21 protein-coding genes are annotated in these 24,773 nt (G+C 73.2%); 12 read left to right on the top strand and 9 right to left on the bottom strand.

Going from position 1 to position 24,773, the window contains the following annotated elements; translation table 11 throughout:
* The first annotated feature begins 224 nt into the window (after positions 1–224).
* Genes ACIBF7_RS21830 through ACIBF7_RS21810 form a run of 5 tightly spaced genes read left to right on the top strand, consistent with a single transcriptional unit; the run spans position 225 to position 4,957 of the window.
* Positions 225–944: an ABC transporter ATP-binding protein gene (locus ACIBF7_RS21830; protein WP_397197974.1), complete on the top strand. Its 720-nt coding sequence runs from the start codon at positions 225–227 to the stop codon at positions 942–944.
* Positions 941–1,666 carry an ABC transporter permease gene (locus ACIBF7_RS21825; RefSeq protein WP_271276990.1) on the top strand — a complete coding sequence of 242 codons (726 nt, stop codon included), beginning with the start codon at positions 941–943 and terminating at the stop codon, positions 1,664–1,666. The genes ACIBF7_RS21830 and ACIBF7_RS21825 overlap by 4 nt, the downstream gene beginning before the upstream one ends.
* A complete protein-coding gene (locus ACIBF7_RS21820; RefSeq protein WP_364228668.1) occupies positions 1,660–2,874 on the top strand; it encodes a sensor histidine kinase in 1,215 nt (404 codons plus the stop codon). Before ACIBF7_RS21825 ends, ACIBF7_RS21820 begins: the two co-directional genes overlap by 7 nt.
* A gap of 4 nt (positions 2,875–2,878) precedes the next feature.
* On the top strand, positions 2,879–3,523 hold the full coding sequence (locus ACIBF7_RS21815; protein ID WP_148033211.1) for a response regulator transcription factor: 645 nt from the start codon (positions 2,879–2,881) through the stop codon (positions 3,521–3,523).
* Between the two features lie 54 nt (positions 3,524–3,577).
* Positions 3,578–4,957, top strand: coding sequence for a N,N-dimethylformamidase beta subunit family domain-containing protein (locus tag ACIBF7_RS21810; protein ID WP_397197973.1), 1,380 nt, complete (start codon positions 3,578–3,580; stop codon positions 4,955–4,957).
* 12 nt (positions 4,958–4,969) lie between these two features.
* On the opposite strand, the gene ACIBF7_RS21805 is transcribed toward ACIBF7_RS21810, so the two are convergent.
* Positions 4,970–5,377, bottom strand: coding sequence for a PPOX class F420-dependent oxidoreductase (locus tag ACIBF7_RS21805; protein ID WP_397197972.1), 408 nt, complete (start codon positions 5,375–5,377; stop codon positions 4,970–4,972).
* A 52-nt stretch (positions 5,378–5,429) separates the two neighbouring features.
* On the opposite strand from ACIBF7_RS21805, the gene ACIBF7_RS21800 reads away from it, so the two are divergent.
* On the top strand, positions 5,430–7,892 hold the full coding sequence (locus ACIBF7_RS21800; protein ID WP_397197970.1) for a glycosyl hydrolase family 95 catalytic domain-containing protein: 2,463 nt from the start codon (positions 5,430–5,432) through the stop codon (positions 7,890–7,892).
* Here the strand turns inward: ACIBF7_RS21800 and ACIBF7_RS21795 are convergent.
* The 3 genes from ACIBF7_RS21795 to ACIBF7_RS21785 all read right to left on the bottom strand — a co-directional run bounded on the left by ACIBF7_RS21795 (position 7,879) and on the right by ACIBF7_RS21785 (position 10,439).
* Entirely contained in the window at positions 7,879–9,045 is a 1,167-nt protein-coding gene (locus ACIBF7_RS21795) for a cytochrome P450 (protein ID WP_271277006.1), read from the bottom strand. The two genes, ACIBF7_RS21800 and ACIBF7_RS21795, sit on opposite strands and share 14 nt — an antisense overlap.
* A 103-nt stretch (positions 9,046–9,148) precedes the next feature.
* On the bottom strand, positions 9,149–10,195 hold the full coding sequence (locus tag ACIBF7_RS21790) for an NAD(P)-dependent alcohol dehydrogenase (RefSeq protein WP_364228675.1): 1,047 nt from the start codon (positions 10,193–10,195) through the stop codon (positions 9,149–9,151).
* Between the two features lie 70 nt (positions 10,196–10,265).
* Entirely contained in the window at positions 10,266–10,439 is a 174-nt protein-coding gene (locus tag ACIBF7_RS21785; RefSeq protein WP_364228677.1) for a hypothetical protein, read from the bottom strand.
* Between the two features lie 211 nt (positions 10,440–10,650).
* Here ACIBF7_RS21785 and ACIBF7_RS21780 point away from each other — a divergent pair, with 211 nt between their 5' ends.
* A complete protein-coding gene (locus ACIBF7_RS21780; RefSeq protein WP_397197969.1) occupies positions 10,651–11,643 on the top strand; it encodes a LacI family DNA-binding transcriptional regulator in 993 nt (330 codons plus the stop codon).
* Here ACIBF7_RS21780 and ACIBF7_RS21775 read toward each other — a convergent pair whose 3' ends face one another.
* Entirely contained in the window at positions 11,644–12,753 is a 1,110-nt protein-coding gene (locus tag ACIBF7_RS21775) for an SDR family NAD(P)-dependent oxidoreductase (protein ID WP_397197968.1), read from the bottom strand. It lies immediately after the preceding gene.
* Between the two features lie 65 nt (positions 12,754–12,818).
* Here ACIBF7_RS21775 and ACIBF7_RS21770 point away from each other — a divergent pair, with 65 nt between their 5' ends.
* Positions 12,819–13,376, top strand: a complete 558-nt coding sequence (locus ACIBF7_RS21770; RefSeq protein ID WP_397197967.1) for a TetR/AcrR family transcriptional regulator — start codon at positions 12,819–12,821, stop codon at positions 13,374–13,376.
* A 3-nt stretch (positions 13,377–13,379) separates the two neighbouring features.
* Here ACIBF7_RS21770 and ACIBF7_RS21765 read toward each other — a convergent pair whose 3' ends face one another.
* Positions 13,380–15,008 carry an FAD-dependent oxidoreductase gene (locus ACIBF7_RS21765; RefSeq protein WP_397197966.1) on the bottom strand — a complete coding sequence of 543 codons (1,629 nt, stop codon included), beginning with the start codon at positions 15,006–15,008 and terminating at the stop codon, positions 13,380–13,382.
* Between the two features lie 150 nt (positions 15,009–15,158).
* Between ACIBF7_RS21765 and ACIBF7_RS21760 the strand changes: the two genes are divergently transcribed.
* Positions 15,159–16,295 (top strand): SGNH/GDSL hydrolase family protein, encoded by a 1,137-nt coding sequence (locus tag ACIBF7_RS21760; protein ID WP_397197965.1) that lies wholly within the window; start codon positions 15,159–15,161, stop codon positions 16,293–16,295.
* Between the two features lie 180 nt (positions 16,296–16,475).
* A complete protein-coding gene (locus ACIBF7_RS21755; RefSeq protein WP_397197964.1) occupies positions 16,476–17,744 on the top strand; it encodes an aKG-HExxH-type peptide beta-hydroxylase in 1,269 nt (422 codons plus the stop codon).
* 9 nt (positions 17,745–17,753) lie between these two features.
* On the opposite strand, the gene fxsT is transcribed toward ACIBF7_RS21755, so the two are convergent.
* Positions 17,754–20,258: an FxSxx-COOH system tetratricopeptide repeat protein gene (gene fxsT / locus ACIBF7_RS21750; RefSeq protein WP_148033203.1), complete on the bottom strand. Its 2,505-nt coding sequence runs from the start codon at positions 20,256–20,258 to the stop codon at positions 17,754–17,756.
* A gap of 135 nt (positions 20,259–20,393) precedes the next feature.
* Between fxsT and ACIBF7_RS21745 the strand changes: the two genes are divergently transcribed.
* Positions 20,394–20,582, top strand: a complete 189-nt coding sequence (locus ACIBF7_RS21745) for a hypothetical protein (RefSeq protein WP_148033202.1) — start codon at positions 20,394–20,396, stop codon at positions 20,580–20,582.
* A 114-nt stretch (positions 20,583–20,696) separates the two neighbouring features.
* On the top strand, positions 20,697–22,361 hold the full coding sequence (locus ACIBF7_RS21740) for a tetratricopeptide repeat protein (protein ID WP_397197963.1): 1,665 nt from the start codon (positions 20,697–20,699) through the stop codon (positions 22,359–22,361).
* Between the two features lie 52 nt (positions 22,362–22,413).
* Here ACIBF7_RS21740 and ACIBF7_RS21735 read toward each other — a convergent pair whose 3' ends face one another.
* Together ACIBF7_RS21735 and ACIBF7_RS21730 are read right to left on the bottom strand one after the other, a co-directional pair.
* On the bottom strand, positions 22,414–23,754 hold the full coding sequence (locus ACIBF7_RS21735) for a pentapeptide repeat-containing protein (protein ID WP_397197962.1): 1,341 nt from the start codon (positions 23,752–23,754) through the stop codon (positions 22,414–22,416).
* Between the two features lie 55 nt (positions 23,755–23,809).
* Positions 23,810–24,658 carry an aldo/keto reductase gene (locus ACIBF7_RS21730; protein ID WP_148033199.1) on the bottom strand — a complete coding sequence of 283 codons (849 nt, stop codon included), beginning with the start codon at positions 24,656–24,658 and terminating at the stop codon, positions 23,810–23,812.
* Positions 24,659–24,773 lie beyond the last annotated feature (115 nt).

Below are 24,773 nucleotides of genomic sequence, written 5' to 3'. Positions count from 1 at the left end.
CGCCTGAACGGGGCCTGGAGCCGGCGGTACAGCACGGCGTCCCCGTCACCGGCCTGAACCCGATCGCCGCCGACGGCAGTTGACGCCGGGCGCGGCTGCGGTCCGTCAAGGAGCGGGCCGAACGGGGGCGTCACGTACGCCCGCCGGCCCACGACCGGTACGGCTGACCCCCATCAACCGATCGGTGGATGTCGGCGGCGGCGCCCGGCGGCGAGGCTCGAAGCATGACAGCGATCATCGAGATCAACGAGCTGAGCAAGAGCTACAAGGCGGGCAAGGCGGTCGACGGCGTCACCCTGACCGTGCGGCGCGGCGAGATCTTCGGCATCGCCGGCCCCAACGGCGCGGGCAAGACCACGCTCGTGGAGTGCGCCTCCGGGCTGCGCCGGCCGGACGGCGGCACCCTGCGCGTGCTCGGCCTGGACCCGTACGACGACCGTCGCGCGCTCCTCCAGCGCATCGGCGCCCAGTTGCAGGAGGCGGCCCTCCCCGACGCCATCAAGGTAGGCGAGGCGTTGAGGATGTACGCCTCCTTCTACGACAAGCCGGCCGACTGGCGGGCGGTCATGGACGAATGGGGGCTCGCGGACCGGAGACGGGCCCGCTTCGGGAACCTGTCCGGCGGCTGGAAGCAGCGCCTGTTCATCGCGCTGGCCCTGGTCGGCAACCCCGAGGTCGTCTTCCTCGACGAGCTCACCACCGGCCTGGACCCCGCCGCCCGCCGCACCACGTGGGGCCTCATCCGCGAGATGCGCGGGCGCGGCGTCACCGTCGTGCTGGTCACCCACTTCATGGACGAGGCGGAAGCGCTGTGCGACCGCCTCGCCATCGTCGACCGCGGCCGCGTCGTCGCCGAGGGCAGCCCGCGGGAGCTGATCGCCAAGGCGGGAGCCGACTCCCTGGAGAACGCGTACTTCGCCCTGACCGAAAGGGAAATGGCATGAAAGGCCTCGCGAACGTCGTCGCCGTCGAGCTCAAGCTGATCGTCCGTGACCCGATGTCGGCCTTCTTCGCGCTCGTCTTCCCAGCGATCATGCTCTGGGTCAAGCTGCGCGGCGGCAACAAGCCCTTGCGGGGCGGGACGCCGCTGATCGACGCCACCGTGCCGATGCTGACCGTGTTCGTCATCGGCCTGGCCGCGCTGGTCGTGCTCCCCGCCACGCTGGCCCACTACCGGGAGCGCCGGGTCCTGAAGCGGCTGCGCGCGACCCCCGCCTCCCGCGCCATGCTGTTCGGGGCACAGTGGGCGGCGCACATGCTGCTGGCGGTGCTCGGCTCGGCGCTGCTGATCGTCATCGGCCTGGTCGCGTTCGGGCTGACCGCGCCGGCGAACGTCGTGGGCGTCCTGGTGGCGTGGCTGCTGGGCGCGCTCAGCCTGGGCTCCATAGGGCTCCTCCTCGGCGCGCTCGTCCCCACCGGCCGCGCCGCGACCGTGATCGGGCTGGCCGTGTTCTTCCCGATGGTGTTCCTGTCCGGCGCCATGATCCCCCGGGAGACCATGTCCGGCTCGATGCGCGCGATCGGCGATCTCCTCCCCATGGCTCCGGCGGTCCAGGCGGTCCGCGACGGCTGGGCGGGCGGCGCCACCTCACCGCTTACGCTGGGCGTCATGGTCGCGATCTCGATCGTCGCGGGCGGCCTCGCCCTCAGGACGTTCCGATGGTGACGACCGACCCGGGCCTGACGCGCTGGGACCGGGTCCAGGCCGCGCTGCCGTACCTGCTGGTCCTGCTTCCCGCGCTCTTCGCCCTGCTGCGGGAGTGGCGGCTGGAGGTGCTGGTCCTGGCGCTGTTCGCGGTGGCCTGGCACTGGCTGATGGTGACCTCCCACCCTGGCTGGATCGCCCGCCCCGTGGTGCTGATCGCCTACTTCGCCGTCCTGCTCGCCGTCATCGGGGTCCTGGTCAGGATCGACAACGTGTTCACGGTGACGGGACTGGGGGCGTTCGTCCAGTGTTTCGCCCTGCTGCCGGGGTTGTGGGCGTACGGCGGGGTGGCCGTGACGGTCGGCGTGCTGATCGCCGCCCGCCCGCAGCTCGGGCGCACCCCGGTCGAGCTGCTCGGCTCCTTCGTCGTCGGGGTGCTGGCCGCCTCCACCGTCGGCCTGGTCATCAAGGCCATCTCCGACCAGAACGACCAGCGCAAGGTGATGATCGCGGAGTTGCGGGAGACGAGCGCCAAACTGGTCGCGCTCGCCGACGACAACGCGAACCTCCAGGCCCAGCTGCTGACCCGGGCCCGCGAGGCCGGCGTGCTGGAGGAGCGGCAGCGGATGGCCCGGGAGATCCACGACACCGTCGCGCAGGGCCTGACCGCCATCCTCACCCAGCTGGAGGCCGTCGGGGACGTGCCGCCTCCGGCCCGTGCCCGCCTGGACACGGTTCAGGCCATGGCCAGGGAGAGCCTGACCGAGGCCCGCCGCTCGGTGCAGGCGCTGCGCCCGGCGTCGCTCCAGCACGAGGGCGAGCTGGCGACCGTTCTGGAGAGGCTCGCGGCGACCTGGTCGCGGAACACCGGCGTGCCCGCCGCCGTGTCGATCACCGGCGACCCCCGGCCGCTGCACGCGGAGGTGGAGACGGCCCTGCTGCGGGTGGCGCAGGAGGCGCTGGCCAACGTGGCCAAGCACGCCTCGGCCGGGCGGGTCGGCCTCACGCTCTCGTACATGGACGACGTGGTGGCGCTGGACGTCCGCGACGACGGCGCCGGCTTCGCCCCGGCGGCCGCGTCCCACGGCGAGGGCTTCGGCCTCGTCGCGATGCGCCAGCGCGTCACCCGCCTGGCCGGGAGCTTCGCGATCGAGTCCGCCCCCGGCCAGGGCACCGGCGTCTCCGCCACCGTCCCGGCCATCCCCGCCGACCCCGACCCGGGACCGTGAGGCCATGCCGCCGATCCGTTTGATCATCGTGGACGACCACCCGATCGTCCGCGACGGCCTGCGCGGCATCTTCGCCGCCGACGCCGGCTTCGAGGTCGTCGGCGAGGCGGCCGACGGTCCCGAGGCCCTCGCGGTGGCCCTGCGTACGGATCCCGACGTCGTGCTCCTGGACCTGCGCATGCCGAGGATGAGCGGCGTGGAGGTCATCCGCCGGCTCCGCGAGCAGACGCCCGGCATCCACGTGCTGGTCCTGACCACGTTCGACGATGACGCCGACGTCCTGCCGGCGATCGAGCAGGGCGCCACCGGCTATCTCCTCAAGGACACGCCCCGCGCCGACCTGCGCCGTGCCGTGCTGGCGGCCTCCCGCGGCGAAACCGTGCTGTCTCCGACGGTGGCCGGTGTGCTGACGGCGAAGGACCGCGCGCCGGAGGCGCCGCGCACGCTGAGCCGCCGCGAACTCGAGGTGCTCAAGCTGATCGCCCGGGGCGCGACCAATCGCGACATCGCCGGGAAGCTCTTCATCACCGAGGCGACGGTCAAGACGCATCTGCTCCACGTCTTCGCCAAGCTCCAGGTGAAGGACCGGGCGGCGGCGGTGGCGGCGGCGTACGAGATCGGCCTGCTCAGACCGGCCGCCGACGGCTGAGGGTAAGTACTTCGCCAAAGGCGGGCGCCCGCCCGGGGGCGGGCGTGAGCATGGGTGACCGTGCGTCATGTCCTCGCCGTCCTGGTCCTGCTCACCGCCGGCTGCGCCGCCACCGCGCCGGTCGCCCCCGGACCCGCCTCGGTGTCCGCCGGAGCCTCCGAACGCGCCGCGCCCGCGCAGGCGCCGCCCGCGCCGTGGCGCATCACCGAACGCGGCGGCGAGCACGAGATCGAGGGGTACGCCGACCGGGTCAGCGTGCTGCCGGGGGAGCGGTTCCGGCTGCTCGTCTCCACGACCGCGCCGCGCTTCACCGCGTCGGCGTTCCGGATGGGCGCCCGGCCGGTGAGGGTCTGGCGTTCCACGCCGGTCGCCGGGACCCGGCAGCCGCCGCCGCGGACCGTCGAGGGCATGGTGACCGCCGCTCACTGGAAGCCCTCGCTCACCGTCGACACCACCGGCTGGGCCGAGGGCGCCTATTTGGTGCGGCTGGACGCCTCGACGGGCGGCCAGCGCTACGTGCCGATCACCGTGCGGTCGGCCTCGGCCGAGGGCCGGGTCGTGATCGTCAACGCCGTGACCACCTGGCAGGCGTACAACCTGTGGGGAGGACGCAGCCTCTACAGCGGCCCCGGCGGATTCGACGACCGGTCACGCAAGGTCACCTTCGATCGTCCCTACGACGGCTCGGGTGCCCGGCTCTTCCTGGACTTCGAGTGGAACGCCATCCGGCTGGCCGAGCAGAGCGGGGTGCCGCTGGCCTATCTGACCAGCCTCGACCTGCGGCCCGGGGCGTTGGGCGGCGCGCGGGCCGTGGTGTCGCTGGGGCACGACGAGTACTGGTCGCCGACGATGCGGAAGGTCGTCACGCAGGCCCGTGACGCGGGCGCGAACCTGGCCTTCCTCGGGGCCAACGCCGTCTACTGGCGGATCGGGCTGCACGGCAGGACGGTCATGTGCGACAAGGAGACCCGGTGCCCGCTCTGGCGGCGGTCGGAGCCTGAGAGCGGGCTGGTCGGGCAGATGTACGACTGCTTCCCGGCCGAGGCGACCTACCGGGTGAGCAGGCCGGGCCACTGGATCTTCGAGGGGACTCGGGGCAGGAGCTTCCCCGGGCTGGCCGGCGTGGAGACCGACAAGGTGTCGCCAGGCTCACCGGACGACATCGAGGTGCTGGCCGAGTCGCCCGTCGACTGCGGCGGCCGGGCCACGGTGAGCCACACCACCTACTACGTCGCTCCCAGCGGCGCCGGGGTGTTCGCCTCCGGCACGATGCGCTGGGTGTGCGGCATGAAGGGCGCGGCCTGCGGCCACGGCGTGACCCGGGCGGCCTCCGCCTTCACCCGCCGCGCCACGCTCAACCTGCTGACCAGGTTCGCCAAGGGGCCGGCGGGGGACTGCTCGAACCCGTCGTCCGGGTGCTCCGGCCGGGCGTGAGACGCCGGCGCGTCACGCCGCGTTCCCCACCACCCGCTCCGGCGTGATGCGGATCGTCACGCGCACCTTTTCCGGCGGCAGCCGGAGGTACTCCTCGCCGGCTCCTTCGCCCTCGTACTCCTCCGCCAGCCGCACCGCCAGCCGCCTTCCCTCGTCCTCGGTGACCGTCGCGACCCCTCGGACCTCGACGTACCTGTCGGGGTCCGCAAGGTCGAACACGCTGAGGCTGACCCGTGGGTCCCGCTCCAGGTTCACCACCTTGCGCCTGCCGGCCTGGGAGGAGATGACCACGTCGTCGCCGTCGGTGCCGACCCAGACGACCGAGGTCTGCGGACTGCCATCGGGGTTGAGGGTGGCGAGAACGCCGAGGTTGGGGGCGCTGAGGATGCTCCGGGCAGCGTCGCTGAGAGAGATGCTCATGATCGGCAGCATAGAGGGCCATATCCAGTGAGATCGCGGGACAATGGCCGCCATGCCCGACGAACTGACGCTCTGGTACGAGGAGCCCGCCGTCGACTGGGAGACCCAGGCACTGCCCATCGGCAACGGGCCGCTGGGCGCCATGGTCTTCGGTGGCGTGGCCACCGAGCGGATCCAGTTCAACGAGAAGACGCTGTGGACCGGGGGTCCCGGCCACGACGGCTACGACTTCGGCGACTGGAGGACACCGCGTCCGGACGCCGTGGCGGAGGTCCGGCGGCGGATCGACCGGGAGGGCAGGGTGCCGGCGGAGGACGTGGCGGCCGTGCTGGGGCAGCCCAAGACCGGGTTCGGGGCGTACCAGACGTTCGGCGACCTCCACCTGGACTTCGGCGCGCCCGGCGGCGCCGGAGGTTACCGCCGTGAGCTCAGCCTGAGTGAGGCCGTGGCGCGGGTGCGCTACACCGCCGGGGGCGTCACGCACACCCGCGAGTACTTCGCCGCCAACCCCGGCAACGTGATCGCCGGGCGCATCTCCGCCGACCGGGGTGGCGCGGTCTCGTTCACGCTGCGCCACACCTCGCCCCGGGACGACAAGACCGTCACCGCCGAGGGCGGCCGGCTCACCGTCCGGGGACGGCTCGCGGACAACGGGCTGGTCTTCGAGGCCCAGGTCCAGGTCATCGTCGCGGGCGGCACCCGTACGGACACGGGGGAGACGATCACGGTCACCGGGGCCGACAGCGCGGTCTTCGTCCTGTCGGCGGGGACCGACTACGCCGACACCTACCCGCGCTACCGGGGCGAGGACCCGCACGCCCGGGTAACCGCCGCCGTGGACGCGGCCGCCGCGCTGGGCTACGACGCGCTCAGGGCCGCCCACGTGGCCGACCACCGCGCGCTGTTCGACCGGGTGCGGCTCGACCTCGGGCAGTCCGCGCCGGAGAGCGGTCCCGGAAAGGGTGAGACCGACGGGTCCGCTGGTCTGGAACGGGGTGGTCCCGGAAGGGGGCCCGCAGGTCCGGTGCGGTCCGGGTTCGGGGGGCCGGTGCCCACTGCCCGGTTGTTGCGGGGTTACACGGGCGGCGACGGTCCGGACGAGCGCGCGGTGGAGGCGCTGATGTTCGCCTACGGCCGCTATCTGCTGATCGCGTGCTCGCGGGAGAACGACATCCTGCCCGCGAACCTGCAGGGCGTGTGGAACGCGTCGACCAGCCCGCCCTGGTCGGGCGACTACCACGTCAACATCAACCTGCAGATGAACTACTGGCCCGCGGAACCGGCCAACCTGCACGAGACGGCCGTCCCGTACGACAGGTTCGTCCGGGCCCTGGTGGAGCCGGGGCGCAGGACGGCGAGGGATATGTACGGCGCCCGCGGCTGGGTGGTGGGCAACGAGACGAACCCGTTCGGCTTCACCGGCGTGCACGACTGGCCGACCGCCTTCTGGTTCCCCGAGGCGGCGGCGTGGACGACGCGGCACCTCTACGACGGCTACCGGTTCACCGGGGACCTGGAGTATCTGCGGGAGACCGCCTATCCGGTGATCAAGGGGGCGGCCGAGTTCTGGCTGGACTTCCTGCACACCGACCCGCACGACGGCCTGCTCGTCGTCTCGCCCAGCTACTCACCCGAGCACGGCGACTTCTCCGCCGGCGCCGCGATGTCGCAGCAGATCGTACGGGAGGTGCTCGAAAGCGCGCTGGCCGCGGCGGCGGCGCTCGGCGTGGACGAGGAGTTCCGGGCGGCGGCGGAGGCGGCGCTCGGCAGGCTCGACCCGGGGATCCGGATCGGGTCCTGGGGGCAGTTGCAGGAGTGGAAGGAGGACCTGGACTCCAGGACCGACACCCACCGGCACGTCTCCCACCTGTACGCGCTGCACCCCGGCGACCGGATCGCGGCCGGCACGCCGGAGGCGGAGGCGGCGGCAGTGTCGCTGGAGGCGCGCGGCGACGGCGGCACCGGCTGGAGCAAGGCCTGGAAGATCAGCTTCTGGGCGCGGCTGCTGGACGGCGACCGTGCCCACCGCATGCTCGCCCAGCAGCTGAGGACCTCGACGCTGGACAACCTGTGGGACACCCATCCGCCGTTCCAGATCGACGGCAACTTCGGCGCGACCGCCGGCATCGCCGAGATGCTGGTGCAGAGCCACCGCGGCGAGGTGCACGTGCTGCCCGCGCTGCCCGCCGTGTGGAAGGACGGCTCGGTGTCGGGGCTGCGCGCCCGGGGCGACGTGACCGTGGACGTCTCGTGGCGTGACGGCGTCGCCGAGACCATTACCCTGCGCCCGGGCCGCACCGGCCCCCTCACCGTCAGGACATCCATCGCGAACCACTGCCACCTCCACGACGACGGAGAGGGAAAGGCCGCGCCGCGCCGGCTCCGCGACCACGGAGGTGGGGAGGCCGCGTCGCGCCGGCTCCGCGACGATCGGGGGATCGCGCCGCGCCGCGCCGGGGACACCCTCACCTGGGAGGGCGTCGCGGGGCGGAGTTATGTGATCAGCCGGTGGTGACGGTGAGGCCGCGGATCTCGTAGCCGCCGATCTCGTCCTTGAAGCCGACCCTGGGCGCCGTCGCCATCCGGATGCCCGGCAGCGCGAAGAGCCGGGTGAGGAACATGTCGGTCTCCAGGATGGCGATGCCCGCGCCGGGACACCGGTGCGGGCCGTCGCCGAAGGAGAGCACCGCCGGCCCGGCGCCCGCGTCGAGGGCCCGGCCTGGGCACGCGGACAGAGGCTGGGAGCCCACCGCCCGGGGGTCCGCGTTCACCTCGTCGACGAGCAGCTCGACCACCTCGCCCGCGGGAACGGTGACCTGCCCGGGGAGTTCGAGGTCCGCCGTGGTGCGCCGCCGCAGCCGCGCCACCGCGGGGTCGAGCCGCAGCAGCTCGTGCAGCACGGCCAGCCGCTCCGGCTCCTCGGCCTTGAGGTACCGGTCGAGCAGCGCCTCGTCGGTGAACAACTGCCACGCGGCGACGCAGATGAACTCCCGCGTCGTCACCATCCCCGCCGCGGCGAACGTCAGGCACTCGCCGAGGATCTCGGCGTCGGTGCACCCTTCGGCGATCAGGTGGGAGATGAGGTCGTCGCGCGGCTCCCGGCGGCGCGGCCGGACCGCGGGGCGGACGTCGGCCAGGTAGATGCTGCCCCAGCTGTAGATCTGCCGTCCCATCCAGTAGATCCCGCTCAGGCTGGTGAAGCCGGGCCTGCCGAACTTCTCCGGGAAGAAGCGCTCCAGCCTGCGGCGGATGCCCGGCCTGCTCTCGGTGAGGCCGATGACCGCGCTGGCCACGCCGATCGCCATGCCGAAGCTCAGGTCGGACAACTGCGCCGAGCCGTCCGTACGCAACCGGGCGAGCGCGCGGTCGGCCATGTCCGCGATCAGCTCGCGGTAGTGCTCGTCCACGCGACGCGGCGTGAAGTAGCGCGCGGTCTGCCGCCGGTGCTCGCGGTGTTCGGGGCCGTCGCGGTAGAGGACGGGCCGGCGGATCCCGGCCGGGGCCTTGTCCACCGTCTCGACGCCCAGCCCGGCCTGCACGGTGGCGTCGGCGCGCAGCACGGCCCGCGCCTCGGCGTATCCGCGCACCTGCCAGGTGCCGTCGGCGGCCCGGGTGACCGGGCAGGTCCCGGAGGCGTCGGTGCGCCTGATCTTGCGGGCGTCGTCCATCACCTGACTCGGCTCCTGTCTCGGCGTCTGAGCACACGGATATCACCGCACCGGGATCGTGAGCAAGGGTCATCTCACCCACGGCGGCGGCCGGCCGTGACGCTCAGGCGGGGGTGATGACGGCGCGGCCGGAGATCTCGCCGTTCTCCAGCCGGTGATACGCCTCCACGGCCCGCTCCAGCGGGAACGTGGTCACCTCCGCGGTGATCAGCCCGCGGGCCGCGAGGTCCAGCACCTCGATCAGCTCCGGCCTGGTGCCCCAGTACGTCGACTGCACCGACACCTCGTACGGCGGCGAGCCGAACGTCACCGGCAGCGCGCCCCCGGCGATGCCGACGATGGTCACATCACCGAGCATCCGCGCGACCGCGCCCGCCAGGGCCAGCGTCTCCTGCGCGCCCACGCAGTCGACGACCACGTCCGCGCCCCGGCCGCCGGTGGCCTCGCGGATCTCCGCCGCCGCCCGCTCACCCGGCGCGACCGCCTGGTCGGCGCCGTGCCGCAGCGCGCTGGCGCGGGCCTGCTCGCGGGTGTCGACGGCGATCACCCGGGCGGCCGTCGTCGCCTTGAGGATCTGCACCGCCATGTGGCCGAGGCCGCCGACCCCGATCACCACGGCCGTGCTGCCCGGCGGCAGCTTCGCCCACGACCGGCGCACCGCGTGGTACGGCGTCAGCGCGGCGTCGGTCAGCGGGGCCGCCGCCACCGGGTCGAGCCCGTCGGGCAGCGGCACCAGGAGCCGGGCGTCGGGCACGAGCAACAGGTCGGCCATGCCGCCGTCGAGCCCGAGCCCGCCGCCGCCCCCGGGCACCGGCGCGCCCGCCGGGTTCTCGCAGTAGTTCTCGACGCCGAGCCGGCAGCGGTCGCAGACCCCGCAGCCCCACGGCCCGTAGACGGCCACCGGCAGTCCCGGCTCCACGCCGGTGACGCCCGCGCCGACCGCGTGCACCCAGCCCGCGTTCTCGTGGCCGAGAGTGAAGGGCGGCTCCCAGGGCAGGCCGCCCGTGAAGTCGCGCATCAGGTGCAGGTCGGAGTGGCAGGCGCCGGCTCCGCCCACCTTGACCACCACCTGCCCCGGCCCCGGCACGGGATCGGGCACCTCCACCAGTTCGGGCTCGGACTTCCAGGCCGGCAACCGCAACGCGCGCATCCACGCCACCTCCCGGCCCTGTCGTACCCATGACAGAGCCGGGCATCTCACCCGTATGCCATCGAAAGCGTCAGCGGCGTTCGCTGTACGGGGCGATGGTGATCTTGTCGATGATCGGGGCGTGGCGGGAGCGCAGCAGGACCCCGGGGAAGGTGTCCGACGCGTACGTCTCGCCGTCGAAGTTCGGCAGCTCCTGCGCCGCGAACCGCACCGTGTTCGTCCCCTTCCTCAGCTCCACCGGCACCGTCAGCTCCCAGAAGTTGTTCGCGTGGAAGCTCCGGGAGTAACCCGGCCCTCATGAGGGCCGGCACAGGGGTCCTTATTTGTGTGAGCGCTGACATCTCAAGTCGGGAATCGTTCGCCGGGCGACGGAAGTTTCGCGTAGATTACGTAGCCGCGCGCTGCGCGTCAATGGGTCGGCAGAGAATCGAACCGGTTCGATTATGGAGACGAGAATGGCGACGATCGGTGACGTGGCGGCCGCGGCCGGAGTCAGCCGCAGCACGGCCTCCTACGCCCTGTCCGGCAAGCGGTCCATCTCCGAAGGGGCGCGCAGGCGGGTGCTGGAGGCCGCCGAGGCGCTCGGCTACACGCCCAACGCCGGCGCCCGCGCGCTCGCCACCTCCCAGACGATGGTGCTCGGCCTGCTCGCCCGGTTCCACGCCGACGAGTTCGCGCCCGCGATGACGCAGTACATCCTCGGCGTCACCGACACCGCCCGCGACCTCGGCTACGACACCCTGCTGGTCACCGAGCCCGACGGGGCCGGGGCGCTGCGGCGGATCACCGAGTCGCGGATGGTCGACGGCGTGGTGCTGCTGAACGTCGCGCACGACGACCCCCGGCTCCCGGTCCTGCGGGCCGCGCCGCAGCCCGGCGCGCTGGTCGGGCTGCCCGGCGACTGTTCCGGCGTGGACGTGTTCGACCTGGACTTCGAGCAGGCCGGACGGGTCATGGTCGACCGTCTGCACGGCCTCGGGCACCGCGAGCTGATCCTGGTCTCGCAGCCGGAGCACGTGGTCGAGCGCGGCGGCGCCTACGTGTGGCGGCTGCGCGACGCCGCGCTGGAGCGGGCACGCCGGCTGGGCGTCCGGCTGCACGTGGTGTACGGGGAGTCGCGCAGGCCCGCCGCGGAGCGGATGCTCGGCGCCCTGCTCGACGCCCGTCCCGGGGCGACCGGGCTGCTGCTCGACAACGAGGCGGCCGCCGCCGCGCTGCCCTCCGTCACGCGGGCGCGCGGGCTGGAGGGCCTGTCGGTCGTCGGGCGCTACTCCGCGGAGTTCGCCGAGACCTTCGCGCTGCCGTACGCGTACGTCGAGAGCGCGCCGGACCGGCTCGGCGAGATGGCGGTCCGGCAGCTGGTGCGCCGGATCGAATCCGCGCGGGCCCGGGCGGAGCCGTTCGTGGTGCGGCTCGTCCCCGCCGAGCTGACGTCGCCGGGCGCCTGATCAGCCGGCGGACCAGCCGCCGTCCACCGGCACGATCGCGCCGTTGACGAACGAGGCCGCGTCCGAGGCGAGGAAGAGCGCGGCGTCGGCCATCTGCTCCGGCCGGGCGAGCTGGTCGCCGAGCGCGAGCACGGGGCTCAGGCGGGCGGCGCCGGTCGGGTCGAAGGTGGCGCCGTCGGCGATGCCGGTCAGGGTGGCGCCGGGCAGGATGGCGTTGCAGCGGATGCCGTCCTTGGCGTACGCCCAGGCCACGCTGCGGGTCATGCCGACGACGCCGTGCTTGGACGCGGTGTAGGCGGCCCCCGCCGCGCCGCCGCGCACGCCGGCCTCCGACGCGGTGTTGACGATCGCGCCGCGGCCCGCGCGCAGCATGTGCGGCAGCACCGCGCGGGTGACCAGGAAGGTGCCGGTCAGGTTGACCCGCAGCACCCGGTCCCACAGCTCCGGTGAGATGTCGGCGGGCAGCGCCATGTCGTCGATGATCCCGGCATTGTTGAAGAGCGCGTCGATCCGCCCGTACGCGCTGATCGCGCTCTCCACGAGCGCGGCGACCGCCCTCTCGTCACCAACATCGGCCGCCACCGCCACCGCGACCCCACCGCCGCCCCCGCCGTTCGCCCCGCCGACCGCTCCACCGTCCGGCCCGCCGACCGCTCCACCGTTCGGCCCGCCGACCGCTCCACGGTTCGGCCCGCCGACCGCTCCACGGTTCGGCCCGCCGACCGCTCCACCGTTCGGCCCGCCGACCGCTCCACCGTTCGGCCCGCCGACCGGCCCGCTGACCGCCCCGCCGTTCGGCTCGCCGACCCCGCCGTTCGGCTCGCCGACCCCGCCGTTCGGCCCGGCGACCGCCCCACCGACCGCCTCGCCGTTCGCCCCGTTGTCGGGTGTCGCGTCCGGTGCGCCGGTCTTTCCGGACGGGTGGTCGCCGGTTTTCGAGGGGGCGCCGCTCGCGGCGTGGATCTCCGCGGCCGTCCGGGCGGCGCGGTCCTCGTCGATGTCGCAGACGACGACGCGGCCTCCGGCGGCGGCGAAGGCCAGGGCCATGGCCCTGCCGATTCCTGAGCCCGCGCCGGTGACGAGGGCGACGCGGTCGTCGAAGCTGGTCACAGAGGTCGTCCTCTCGCTGGGCGGGCCAGACCGGACAATGGTGTCCGGTTGCTACGATAGCCGCCATGCCTGCCGAGCGTCGACCGAATCGTGGACCGAGCGCCGCGGCGGAGAACCGCGCGGCGCTCATCGCGGCGGCCCGCGAGGTCTTCGCCGGGGCCGGCTACGACGCGCCGCTGAGCATGGTCGCCCGCGCGGCCGGCGTCGGGCAGGGCAGTCTCTACCGCCACTTCCCCGACCGGGTCAGCCTCGCGCTGGCCGTGTTCGAAGACAGCGTCGCCGAGCTCGAAGCGCTCGCCGCCCGCCCCGGCGCCACGCTCGACGACCTGCTCGCCCTGATCACCGAGCAGGCCATCGCCTCCACCGCGTTCGTCGCCATGGTGACCGTGCCGCCGCAGCCCGACGAGCGCATCCTGGAGCTGCGCGAGCGCGTCGCCGAGCTGCTGGCGGCCCGGCTCCCGGCGGCGCGGGAGGCCGGCCGGATCCGCGACGGCGTGACGGCCGGCGACCTGATCCTGGCCGTCGGCATGCTCGCCCTGCTGCTCTCCAAGGTCCCGGCGCCGGAGCGGCCCGCGACGGCCGAGCGGATGTGGGCCCTGCTGCGCCGGGGCGTCGAGCCCTGAGCGTCACCGTGTGGCGGCGTGCCGCGACGCGAGATAGCCGAAGACGACGGCAGGCCCGATGGTCGAGCCGGGTCCCGGATACGTGCGCCCCATGACCGACGCCGTCGTGTTGCCCGCCGCGTACAGGCCCGTGACGACCGAGCCGTCCTCGCGCAGCACGCGCGCGTGCTCGTCGGTGAGCAGCCCGCCCTTGGTGCCCAGGTCGCCGGGATGCACCCGGACGGCCCGGAACGGCCCCTTCTCCAGCGGCCCCAGGTTCGGGTTCGGCCTGACCCGGGGGTCGCCGTAGTAGTTGTCGTAGACGGTCCGGCCGCGCCCGAAGTCCTCGTCCACGCCGGTGCGGGCGAAGCCGTTGAACCGCTCGACGGTCGCGAGCAGCCGCTCCGGCGCCACGTCGATCTTCCTGGCCAGCGTCTCCAGCGACGCGGCTTCGAAGAGGATGCCGGCCCGCGTCCACTCCTTCTTGTGGCCGAGCAGGGAGGTGTTCAGGTAGCGCCGCGCGTGCCGGGCCTCGGTGATCAGCCACATCGGTCCAGGCACGTCGTGCCGGAGCATGTGGTGCCCGAGGTCGACGTACGACTCCGACTCGTTGGCGAAGCGGTCACCGCGCGCGTCCACCATGAGCCCGAAGGGCATGGACCGCTCGGCGACCATGAAGTGGGCGTCGCCCCCGGTGCCGAGCACGCTCGCGCCCCACCAGGCGTCGTCCATGAGCGCCAGCGCGCCGCCCGCCCGCGCGCCCGCGTCGATGGCGGTGCCCAGGTCGCCCTCCGGCGCCGAGGAGTAGCCGGGCAGGCCGTGGTGCTTCTCCCGCCACTCCCGGTTCCGCGCGAAGCCGCCGCCGCCCAGCACCACGCCGCGCCGGGCGCGCACCCTGCGCCGCCGGCCGTCCTTCTCGACGACGGCGCCGGTCACCTCGCCGTCCTCCACGACCAGCTCGACGACCGGGGCCGAGAGCCAGACCGGCGTCTGCTGCGTACGGACGATGTGCATGAGCGAGCACACCAGCGCGCCGCCGAGGCCGACCGGCCGCTTACCGCTCGCGTACGCGCCGAGCGACCGGAACACGAACCGCGCGCCGCGCACGAACCCGCTGACGGTGGACCAGGCGCGCGTCAGCAGCCACACGTCGTCCGTCATGAGGGGGAGCGGGACGCCGTCCCGGGCGCGTGAGGAGGCGTACCAGTCGCCGAGCAGCCTGGTGTCGAAGGCGGCGACCTCCAGCGAGCGGCCCACCTTGCCGCCAGGCCGGTCCGGGTAGTAGTCGGGGTAGTCGGGCGACCTGCGCCAGCGGACCCCCTTACGGCCGAGGAACCGCACGACCTCGGGGCCGGTGCGGAGGAACGCCATCCTGCGCTCCGGCGACGAGGCCGGTCCCGCGTCCCCGATGACGTCGTCCATGTACTCCAGGGCCTCCTTGGTGGAGTCCCGGACGCCGTCCCGGATCATCAGCGGGTTCGCCGGCATCCACAGCCCGCCCCCGGAAATGGACGTGGTGCCGCCCCACTTCGCGGTGCTCTCCACCACCAGCACGTCCAGGCCCTGGTCGGCGGCGGTGACGGCGGCGGTCAGCCCGGCCGCGCCCGTGCCCGCGACGAGGACGTCCACGAGGTAGTCCCACTGGTCGCTCATCCAGCTCTCCTCCGGATCCGCAATACCGGACAATACTGTCCGGTATGGGCCAGTCTGCGTGATCGCCGAGCGTGGAGTCAAACGCCTGCCGTAGGCTGAAAAATCATCATTCGGCGGGCGAAACTTTCGGGGGAGCGCGTGGGGCGCTGGGTGCACACGTGGACGTCGGCGCCGCAGCTCACCGAACCGGAGAACTTGCCGCCCGCCCCGTACGCCGGGCGCGGCCCGGTCATGGCCCGCAGCACCCTGCGGCAGACCGTGCGGGTGTCGATCGGCGGCGAGCGGCTGCGGCTGCGGTTCTCCAACGCGTTCGGCGGGACGCCGCTGCCCCTCACCCGGGTCACGGTCGCGCTGCCCGCGGGCGGGCGGGCAGGGGAGAGCGCGGTCGTGCCGGAGACGATCCGGGCGGTGACGTTCCACGGCCGGCCCTCGGCGGTGGTGCCCGCCGGTGCGCAGGTGGTGTCCGACCCGGTGGACCTCCCCCTGGTCGCGGGCGCGGTGCTGACGGTGAGCCTCCACCTCGCCGACGGCCGGGCGCCGGAGGACGTCACCTCGCATCCCGGCTCCCGTACCACCTCCCACCTGGCCGGAGGCGACCAGACCGGGAGCGCGGACCTGGCCGGCGCGACGCCGGTGGAGCACTGGTACTTCCTGAGCGGCGTCGAGGCGGAGGCGCCGGCGCCGCTGCTCGCCCTCCTCGGCGACTCGCTCACCGACGGCAGAGGGTCGACGACCGACCACAACGACCGCTGGCCCGACCAGCTCTTCGACCGGCTGGGCGGCTTCGCGATCGCCAACCAGGCAGCCGGGGGCAACCGGGTGCTCAACGACGGACTCGGCCCGAGCGCGCTGGCCCGGCTGGACCGCGACGTGCTCGCGCTGGGCGGGGTCAGGTGGCTGATCGTGTTCGAGGGGGTCAACGACCTCGGGACCGCCGACGTCGACGCCCAGGAGAGCGTCGCCGCCGACCTGGTCGCCGCCTACGAGCAGATCGCCGTGCGCGCGCACGCGCACGACATCCTCGTGTACGGCGCCACGCTCACGCCTCTGGGCGGCCATCCCTACGACGATTCGCGGGGCCGCCGCGAGGCCGCCAGGCAGGCGGTCAACGCGTGGATCCGCACCGGTGACGTGTTCGACGCGGTGATCGACTTCGACCGGGCGGTGCGCGACCCGGCCCACCCGCGCAGGCTGCTCCGGGCCTGCGACGCCGGCGACCACCTGCACCTCTCCCCGGCGGGTTACCGGACCCTGGCCCACGCCGTGCCCGCGAGCCTGCTGGCCTGAGACCCGGATCCGCGCGCGCTTTTCCCGCCACAGTCGTGACTGTTGAGATCATTGTTAGGCGTGGTTCCGATTTCCGGCGGCCGCCTCATGAATGGCGCTCTTTCCCATGGCATAGTTGTCCACGGACAGTTTCCGGGGCGATCCTTTTTCCACGCGCACGATCGAACGGGGCAGATATTCGTGAATCGTCTCGTGATTCCGCACCACATGTTCGAGGCCCTCGCCGCCGGTCACGGGGGTGCCGCGGCCGGCCGGTTTCTGGCCGACGCGGCCCGCGACCGCAATCTCGTGCTCGTCAAGGCAGTGGCCGGCGCCGAGGCGATCGGCGACGCTTTCGAAGCGCTGGCCCGCATGCACGAGACGGCTCCCCGGCAGGTCGATCGCCTTCTGCGTTACCCCGCCGTCGGCGCGTGGGCGCTGGCCGCATCACGCGCCTTACGCGACCGCGACCACATTCCGCAGCCCAGCCGGCCGGCCGTTCTGGCGGCCGTCGCGGCGCTCCGGGCGCGGGTGCCCTTCGAGATCCGCGTGACCGCGCGCCCGGGCGAGCTCATGTTCCCCTCGCTGGGCCGCGCGTCGATCGGCGGCGCCGAGTGCTCGATCGAGATCACCCCCGAGGGCGGCGCGATCACCTCCGCCCGGTCCCGGGTCGAGATCCCCGCCGACCCCGCCCGCGACGGCGGAGGATGGCTCGGGCTGCGGCGCCTCACCGCGCGCCACCCGCTGGGCGACCTCCATCTCGTGCTGGACGACCTCGACCCCTACCGGTTTCCGCGGGAGGGCCGGCTGGCCGGGCGGCTCACCGCGGCCGAGGTCGCCGCCTGGCGCGAGGTGCTCCAGGAGGCGTGGGAGATCCTGCGGGCGGGCCACGCGCGGTCCGCCGACGAGATCGGCACGATGATCTCGGTCATGGCGCCGATCGCAGGAGGGGGATGGCCCGCCAGCGGCACGTCGCGCACGACCTTCGGCTGCGTCGCGCTGGCCCGTCCCTCAAGCGCGCCGAACCTCGCCGCGACACTGGTGCACGAGGTGCAGCACGCCAAGCTCACCATGCTTCTCCATCTGGTCGACCTGATCGCGGTGGATCCCGGCGCGCGCTACTACGCGCCGTGGCGTCACGACCCGCGGCCGATCAGCGGTCTGCTGCACGGCACGTACGCCCATCTCGGCGTCGCGGGCTTCTGGCGGCGGCAGCGGCAGGTGGACGACAGCCTCACCGCGCACGCCGAGTTCGCCCGCTGGCGCGCGGCCGCCGCCTCGACCGCGCGGGTGATCTACGACAGTTCGGCGCTGACCCCGGTCGGGCGCCGGTTCATGGAAGGCATGATGGCGACCCTCCGCGCCTTCGACGACGAGGAGGTGCCCGCCCGCGCCGCCGAGCTCGCGCGCCAGGCCGCCGACCGGCACCGGCGGGACTTCGGCCGGGCCGGCGGCGAGGCGCGGGTCTGACCCCGTCCGCTAGATCGGCGGCGGGTCGAAGTCGAAGTCGAGTCGTCCGCCGTTCACGACCGCCTGGTGCGCGGGGTGCCCGTCGCCCAGGCGCCGCCGGATCCCCTCCAGCGCCTCGGCGCGCATGGCTCGCGCGTCGTCGGCCCTGCCCAGGTCCGACAGGTCGAGCGCGAGGTTGGCCATGCAGCCCAGCGTCATCGGGTGGTCCGGGCCGAGCAACCGCCGCAGTTCGTCGAGCGCCCGCTCTCCGGTGTCCACGGCCCGGTCCAGCTTGCCCAGCGCCGCGCGGTCGCCGGCCAGGCCGAGCACGGCGGTCAGCGTGTAGTGGTGGGTGGGGCCGAGCAGCTCGCTCAGCCGGGTGACGATGAACTCGTGCAGGTCGTGGGCCTTGGCATGCTCGCCCGCCAGCCGCATCAGCAGCGCCAGGTTGCCCCGGCAGCCGTGGGCGTAGGGATGGTCGGTGCCGTAGACGTGCGCGTAGGCCAGCGTGGTCAGCTCGGCGATCGGCATGGCCTCGTCGATCCGCCGGGCCTCACGGTAGGCGTTGACGAGGGCCATCTCGGCGGCGAGCTTGTCGGGATGGCGGTCGCCCATGAGACGCCGGTAGCGATGGACCAGGTCCTCGGCGTAGTGCAGGACCTCGGGGCTGCCCGACTCCGCCTTGCGCATGGCCACGGCGAGGTCGCTGGCGGCCCGCAGCGTCGTCGGGTGGTCGGCGCCCAGGGTGCTCACGCCCACCGCGTAGACGTCCTCGCCGAGCTCGCGCGCCTCGGCGTAGTCGCCGCGGAGCCTGATGACGCGTACGAGGTTGTTCATGACGATCTGGGCGGTCGGGTGGTTGGGCGTGCCGTAGAGGTCGCGCAGCGCGCCGTAGACATGCTTGAGCAGGCGCTCGGCCTCTTCGTATTGGCTGGTGAGCGTCAGGTCGAGGGCCAGGCTGGTGTGCATCCTGAGGGTGCGTTCGTTGTCGTCGCCGAACACGTCGCGGTGGCGCTGCGCGGCGGAGGTGGCGAGCGCGAACGACTCCGAGAAGCGCCCCATGGCGCGCAGGTCCGTGCAGTGGTTGTTGGTCAGCCGCAGCGTCTCCTCGTCGTCGGCGCCGAGGGCGGTCTCGGCGTCCTGGAGCGCCTGCGAGCCCACCCTGAAGGCCTCTTCGTACTCGCCCACGAAGCGGAGCGAGACACTCAGGTGCCGCTTCATCGTGCACAGGTCGCGCGCGTCGGACGAGGGGTCGGCCTCCCACGCCTCCAGGCACGCCTTGGCCAGGGAGAGCGCTCCAGGGGCGTTTCCCGACTGGTAGAGGTAGCGGACCATGTCGTGCATCGGCCGCCGGACGGCCGGATCGGCGGACCGGGCGATCTCCGACGGCTCCAGATGGGGCATCAGCCGCGCGAAGGTCGGCCAGGTGGCGGTGTCGTCAGGCGGGCCGGGCACCGCCGCCGCCAGGAGCCGCTGGACGTTCAGCCTGAACCGGTCGCGCTCGCTCTCGCTGACGTCCTCCCTGAGCAGCGCCTGCACCAGGCGGTGCACCAGCAGGGTCTGGTTCTCCCTGTCGATCTGCACGAGCGCGTAGCGGCCCAGCGCTCCCACGCCCCTGCTGAACCTGAGCGGGTCGTCGAGAATGCCGGACAGCGGGGGTTCGACGGTGCCGCGGCTGGTGCTGAAGACGTCTCGCGGGATCGGGTCGGAGCCGAAGAAGGCCAGCAGGTGGAGCAACTCCACCGCGTCCGGCTGCTCCTCGCGCAGGGTGGTCACCGACAGGGCCCACGTCGCCGTCAGCGGGACGTCGTACTCCATCGGCCTGCCCTCGGCGAGCAGCTTGCCGGTCTGGTCGCGCAGCAGCGTCAGGTATTCGCGCACCGGCATGCCCGTCTCGGACTGCATGGCGCCCGCCTGGTCGAGCGCGAGCGGCAGGTCGCCGAGCGCCTCGGCCAGCGCGTCCGCCTCGGTGCCGCCGATGCCGGGCACGCGCCGGTCCAGGAACCGCCGGCTCTCCTCGCGGGAGAACACGTCGACGGTGAGGGTGCTGACGACGCCGTCCCAGGCGAAGTTGCGCGAGGTGATCAGGATGCCCCCGGGCCCGTCGGGGACGTACTGCATGATCGACTCCGGCGCGTGGGCGTTGTCGAAGATGAGCAGCCACCGGTCGTAGGGCTCGCCTCTGCGCAGCGCCTCGACGACCGCCTCGGCCGACTCGGCGACGCCGATCTCGTTGGCCTTGGGCAGGTCGAGGTGGGGCGCGAGCCGGGCGATCGAGGAGGCGATCAGCATCGGCTGGTCGGACGGCACCCACCAGACGAGGTCATAGTCCGATTTATACCTATGCGCATATTCTGCGGCGATTTGCGTCTTCCCTACCCCACCGAGCCCGTGGAGCGCGGTCGGCAGCACCGCCGTGACGCTGCCGCTGACGCCCTGGCGTAGCCGCTCAAGAAGATCCTCGCGGCCGGTGAAGTCCTTGTTGCGGGGAGGAATCCGGCCCCACACCTGAGGTCTGCGCCGCATCTCGGTCATGACCGCTCCATAAAACTCAGCACACGGCCATCGTAGACATGAAAGCCAAGGTTTTTGAGCAGGGAAGAGAGTAGCCACGGCTGCGGTCGTCGGTGATGATGTTCGACGGGTCGAACGGAAGGGGAAAGGGCCGCGATGGCGCAATTTTCGCGCGACGTCGAGACCGAAATCATCGATCTGACCGATGCCAGTTTGTCCAATACCGATGCACTTGACCCTTCTTGTCTCAATCAGATGGTGGCGCGCATCCTCGCGGCGGACGCCGATCCCGCGGAGCCCCTCTTCGGAGGCGACCCTCCCCGGCCTGGGGATGAGTCACCGTGAGACGCGGAAGACGGCGGGCGCGCCTCGCGGGCGAGGCGATCACCTGGATGTGCGCGCCATGCCGATGGGGTCCTCTATCGTTGCTGCAGTGTCCCTCCTCGCAAGGCGCTGACCATGGCCGCGAATAGCGTCACGGCATTTAGCGAACTATGTCCGTTTCCTGGCATGCGTCCTTACCGGCCGGCCGAAGAGTTGCTGTTCACGGGGCGCGACCAGGAGTCGGCGCGCGTCTCCGAACTGTGGCGCAGCAGAAACTTGACAATTCTGTACGGACCAGCAGGTATAGGAAAAACTTCACTTCTCCATGGTGGAGTTATGCCCTATTTGTGGAGACTCGGGGCGAATGTCCTGCCGGTGGGTCGAGTTTCGGGTGGGCCGATTTTCCCGGAGGCCGCGGTCCCGTCGCCCAACTCGCTCGTGCGCACCCTGCTGCGCACCTGGGTGCCCGAAACCTCCCTGCCGCCGACCGGAATCCGGCGCATCCTGCGCCTCGCCGAACGCGGGCCGAAGCCCCTGCTCGTCGCCGTCGACCAGATCGAGGACATGTACCTCGGCGACCACGACGACGAGCGGCGCGAGCTCCTCGCCGCGCTGGCCGCCGCCCGCAACGTCCACCTGCTGCTGTGCGTCCGCGACGACCGGCTCGACGCGCTGCTCGACGAGGCCGGCGACGGCTTCCCCGACGTCGCCCTGTTCGGGCTCGGCGGGCTGCCGCCCCGGGCGGCGGCCGAGGCGATCGGGCAGCCCGTGCGGGAGGCCACCGGCCGCGCCGTGCCCCCCGCCGTGGCCGAGGCTCTGGTGGAAGAGCTTCTCACCGTACGGATCGTCGACGACTCCGGGACCCAGCGCGCACGGGAGCGCGCCCCGGCCGTCAATCCGCTGCATCTGCAGGCCGTGTGCCGGTGGATGTGGCGGACATGGCCGGAAGGTGAGAGTTCGCTGTCCGGTGACTGGCCGGTCAGCGTGGACGAAGCACTCCGGGATGCGCTGTGGACGGCCATCGGCGAGGTGGCGGCGGCCTTCGAGCGCGACCCGGTCCGCCTGTGCTCCTGGGCCGCCACGCGGTTCGTGGCGCCCACCGGCGAGGCGCAGGTCCAGCCGCAGGGCCCGGCCGAGACGGCCGGGCTGCCGAACGCGGTGCTCAGGGCGCTGAGCGGCCGCGGCGTCCTGCGGGTGCTGCGGGCCGGCGACGGGCCGGCTTACCAGGTGGCCGACCGGCGCCTGCTCGAACCTCTCGGACAACTGGCCCATCGGGCCGGCTCGCTCACCCCTCCGGTCACCCGGCCCGCCGACCGGCTGCGCGCCGCCGCCGACGCCCTGGCGGACGGCGACCCGGCCAGGGCCGAGCGGCAGGCGCGCCTGGCCGCCTCCGCGGCGGCCCATGACATCCGCGTGCAGATCGACGCGCACACCGTCCTGGGCAACATCGCCTTCGCCCGCCGCGACCTGGAGCAGGCCCAGGAGGCATACCGGCGGGTGCTCGTCCTGCTGGAGACCCAGCAGGACGAGGCGGCCGTGGGGGTGATGCTCGCGGCCATCGGCCGGCTCTCGCTCGCGCGCGGCGACGTCGCGGCGGCTCAGGGGCTGCTGCGCGCCGCCGCCGGGCGGCTGCCGGCGGACCCGTTCATCAGGATCGAGCTGGCGCGGGCGCTGGCGGAGGCCGGCCAGCGGGCCGCGGCCGTCGCCATCCTGCGCTCGGTGATGACCGCGGCCGAGGACGACGAGGCGCGCATCCTGCACGGCCGCCTCATGGCCGAGATGAGCGGCCGCCCGGCCTGAAGCGGCGTCAGGCGAGGCGGCGTCAGGCGACGCCGGGTCAGGAGAGGCGGCGTCAGGCGAGGCGGCGGATCAGTCTGCCGTCCGCCTCGCGCCGCCAGCCGGACGGCAGCCGCGCTCCGTCGGACGCCAGGGCGCCGGTGAGGTCCAGCCCGACGAGCTTCACCACGGTCAGGTCCACCCCGTCCAGCCGGGCGCCGGCGAGCCGGGCTCCCGAGAGGTTGGCGTCGGTGAGCCGGCACCCGGTCAGGTCCGCCCGGCACAGGGAGGCGTCGCTGGCGACGGCGTCACTGAGCACGGCCCCCGACATGACGGCCCCGTCGGCGCGGGCCCCGGGCAGCGCCGCCCGCGCCAGCACGGCGCCCGTCAGATCGGCGTCCTCCATGACCGCGCCGCTGAGGTCGGCCCCAGAGAAATCGGCGCCGGTCAGGTCGGCCCCCGACAGATCCGCGGCCGCCAGGCACGCCCCGCGGGCGACGGCCTGCGCGCAGCGGGCCCGGCGCAGGCGAGCGCCGCCCAGGTCGGCGTCCACGAGCTCGGCGTGCGGCAGCCCGGCATCGGTGAGGTCGGCCGTACGCAGCGACGCGCGCGCCAGCTTCGCCCCGTCGAGGCGCGCTCCGCCGAGCCGGGCCCCGCCCAGGTCGGCGCCGGCCAGGTCCGCGCCCGCCAGATCGGCTCGCCGGAGGTCGGCTCCGGTGAGGGTGACGCCGGTCAGATCGGCCCCCGCCAGGTTCGCGTCCGCGAGATCCAGACGGTCGAGCCGCGCGCCGGACAGCTTCACAGGCCCCCTGTCGGCGTCGGCTTTCCTGCGCACCAGCACCGTCACCGCCGCCTGCAGGTCCAGGGGCGGCTCGCCGGAACACGCCTGTGAGGCGCGCCGGACGAAGGCCGCCAGCGCCTCCATGACGGCCGGGTGGTCACGGGCGGAGTCCTGGGCGATGCGCTCCAGTGAGTGGATGCCACCGAGGCGGATGTCGACGGCGTCGCTGCCGAGCTGGTCGATCGCGCGCATGAACCGATCGGTCATCTGCGCGCTCTCGCTCTGTTCGAGCGTCCGCCTGGTGGTCTCCGTCTGCTCCCGGGCCTGCAGGGTGGCCAGTTCCAGGGTGCGCCGGTTGAGCTCGCTCTGCTGCCGGGCCAGGGTGAAGTTGCGGGCGGTGTAGACGAAGCCGCCGACGGCCAGAAGGCCGAGCACGACCTGGATGATCCGGCCCCTGGCCGCGTCTCTGGCCAGGCGTAACTCCTTGGCCCGGTCCGCCTCCGCGACGCCCTGCACGTCATGCTCGGCGATCATGTCGGTGAGCGGCCAGAACAGGAACACCGACACGGCGATGACGGCCGAGCACCCGAGCACGATCGCGATGCCACCCCATACGGCGCGCTTCCGATTGTCCACGATCTGTACGGTAGATGCTCGCCCCCGCGCAGCGCGGGAACCGGCCGCCGCGGGTTCAGCCCAGGCGGGCCAGTTCCTCCGCGGTCAGCTCCAGCGTCGCGGCGGCGGCGGAGTCGCGGATGGACTCCGGACGGCTCGCGCCGGGGATCGGGATGACGACCGGGCTGCGGGCCAGCTCCCAGGCGAGGCAGACCCGCTGCGGGGAGACGCCGCGTGCCTCTCCGATCTCCGCGAAGGCGTCGCGCAGCTCGCCGGTGCGGCCGATGCCGCCGAGCGGCGACCAGGGCAGGAAGGCGAGGCCGAGCTCGGCGCACACGTCGATCTCCGGCTCGCTGGAGCGGAAGCGCGGCGAGTACTGGTTCTGCACGCTCGCCAGGCGGTCGCCCAGGATGGCGTGGGCGAGCCTGATCTGCTCCGGGTTCGCGTTCGAGATCCCGGCCAGCTCGATCTTGCCGGCGTCGTGCAGGTCCTTCAGCGCGCCGATCGTGTCCTCGTACGGGACCTTCGGGTCGGGCCGGTGGTGCTGGTAGAGCCCGATGCTCTCCACGCCCAGGGCCTTCAGCGACCGGTCGCAGGCCCGCTTGAGGTACTCGGGGCGGCCGTCGACGTCCCAGCCGCCGCCGGGCGTGCGCACGTGGCCGCCCTTGGTCGCCACCAGCACGTCGCCGGCGTCGCCGGACCACAGCGACAGGGCGCGGGCGACCAGCCGCTCGTTGTGGCCGGGATCGTCGTGCGAGGGCGTGTAGGCGTCGGCCGTGTCGATCAGCGTCAGCCCGGCGTCCAGCGCGGCGAGCAGCGTGCGGACCGACTGGTCCTCGTCGGGCATGTGCCCGGCCACCGACATGGGCATCGCGCCGAGCCCGATGGCGCTCACCCGGCGGTTTCCGATGGTACGTGTCTGCATGGGACCAGCTTGTCGCCTGGAGCGCGCTCCAGGTCAACCGGGGGGTGGCCCCGGGTGGTGGCCTTCCGTGCGCGGGTGCGTACGGTACAGACATGTGCAAGCCGAGCCAGGGCGC

Source organism: Nonomuraea sp. NPDC050478 (genome assembly GCF_044458265.1).
In the GTDB taxonomy this organism is placed as follows: domain Bacteria; phylum Actinomycetota; class Actinomycetes; order Streptosporangiales; family Streptosporangiaceae; genus Nonomuraea; species Nonomuraea ferruginea.
Note: the sequence above shows the minus strand (reverse complement) of the source record. Positions and strands in the feature narration are given on the sequence as shown.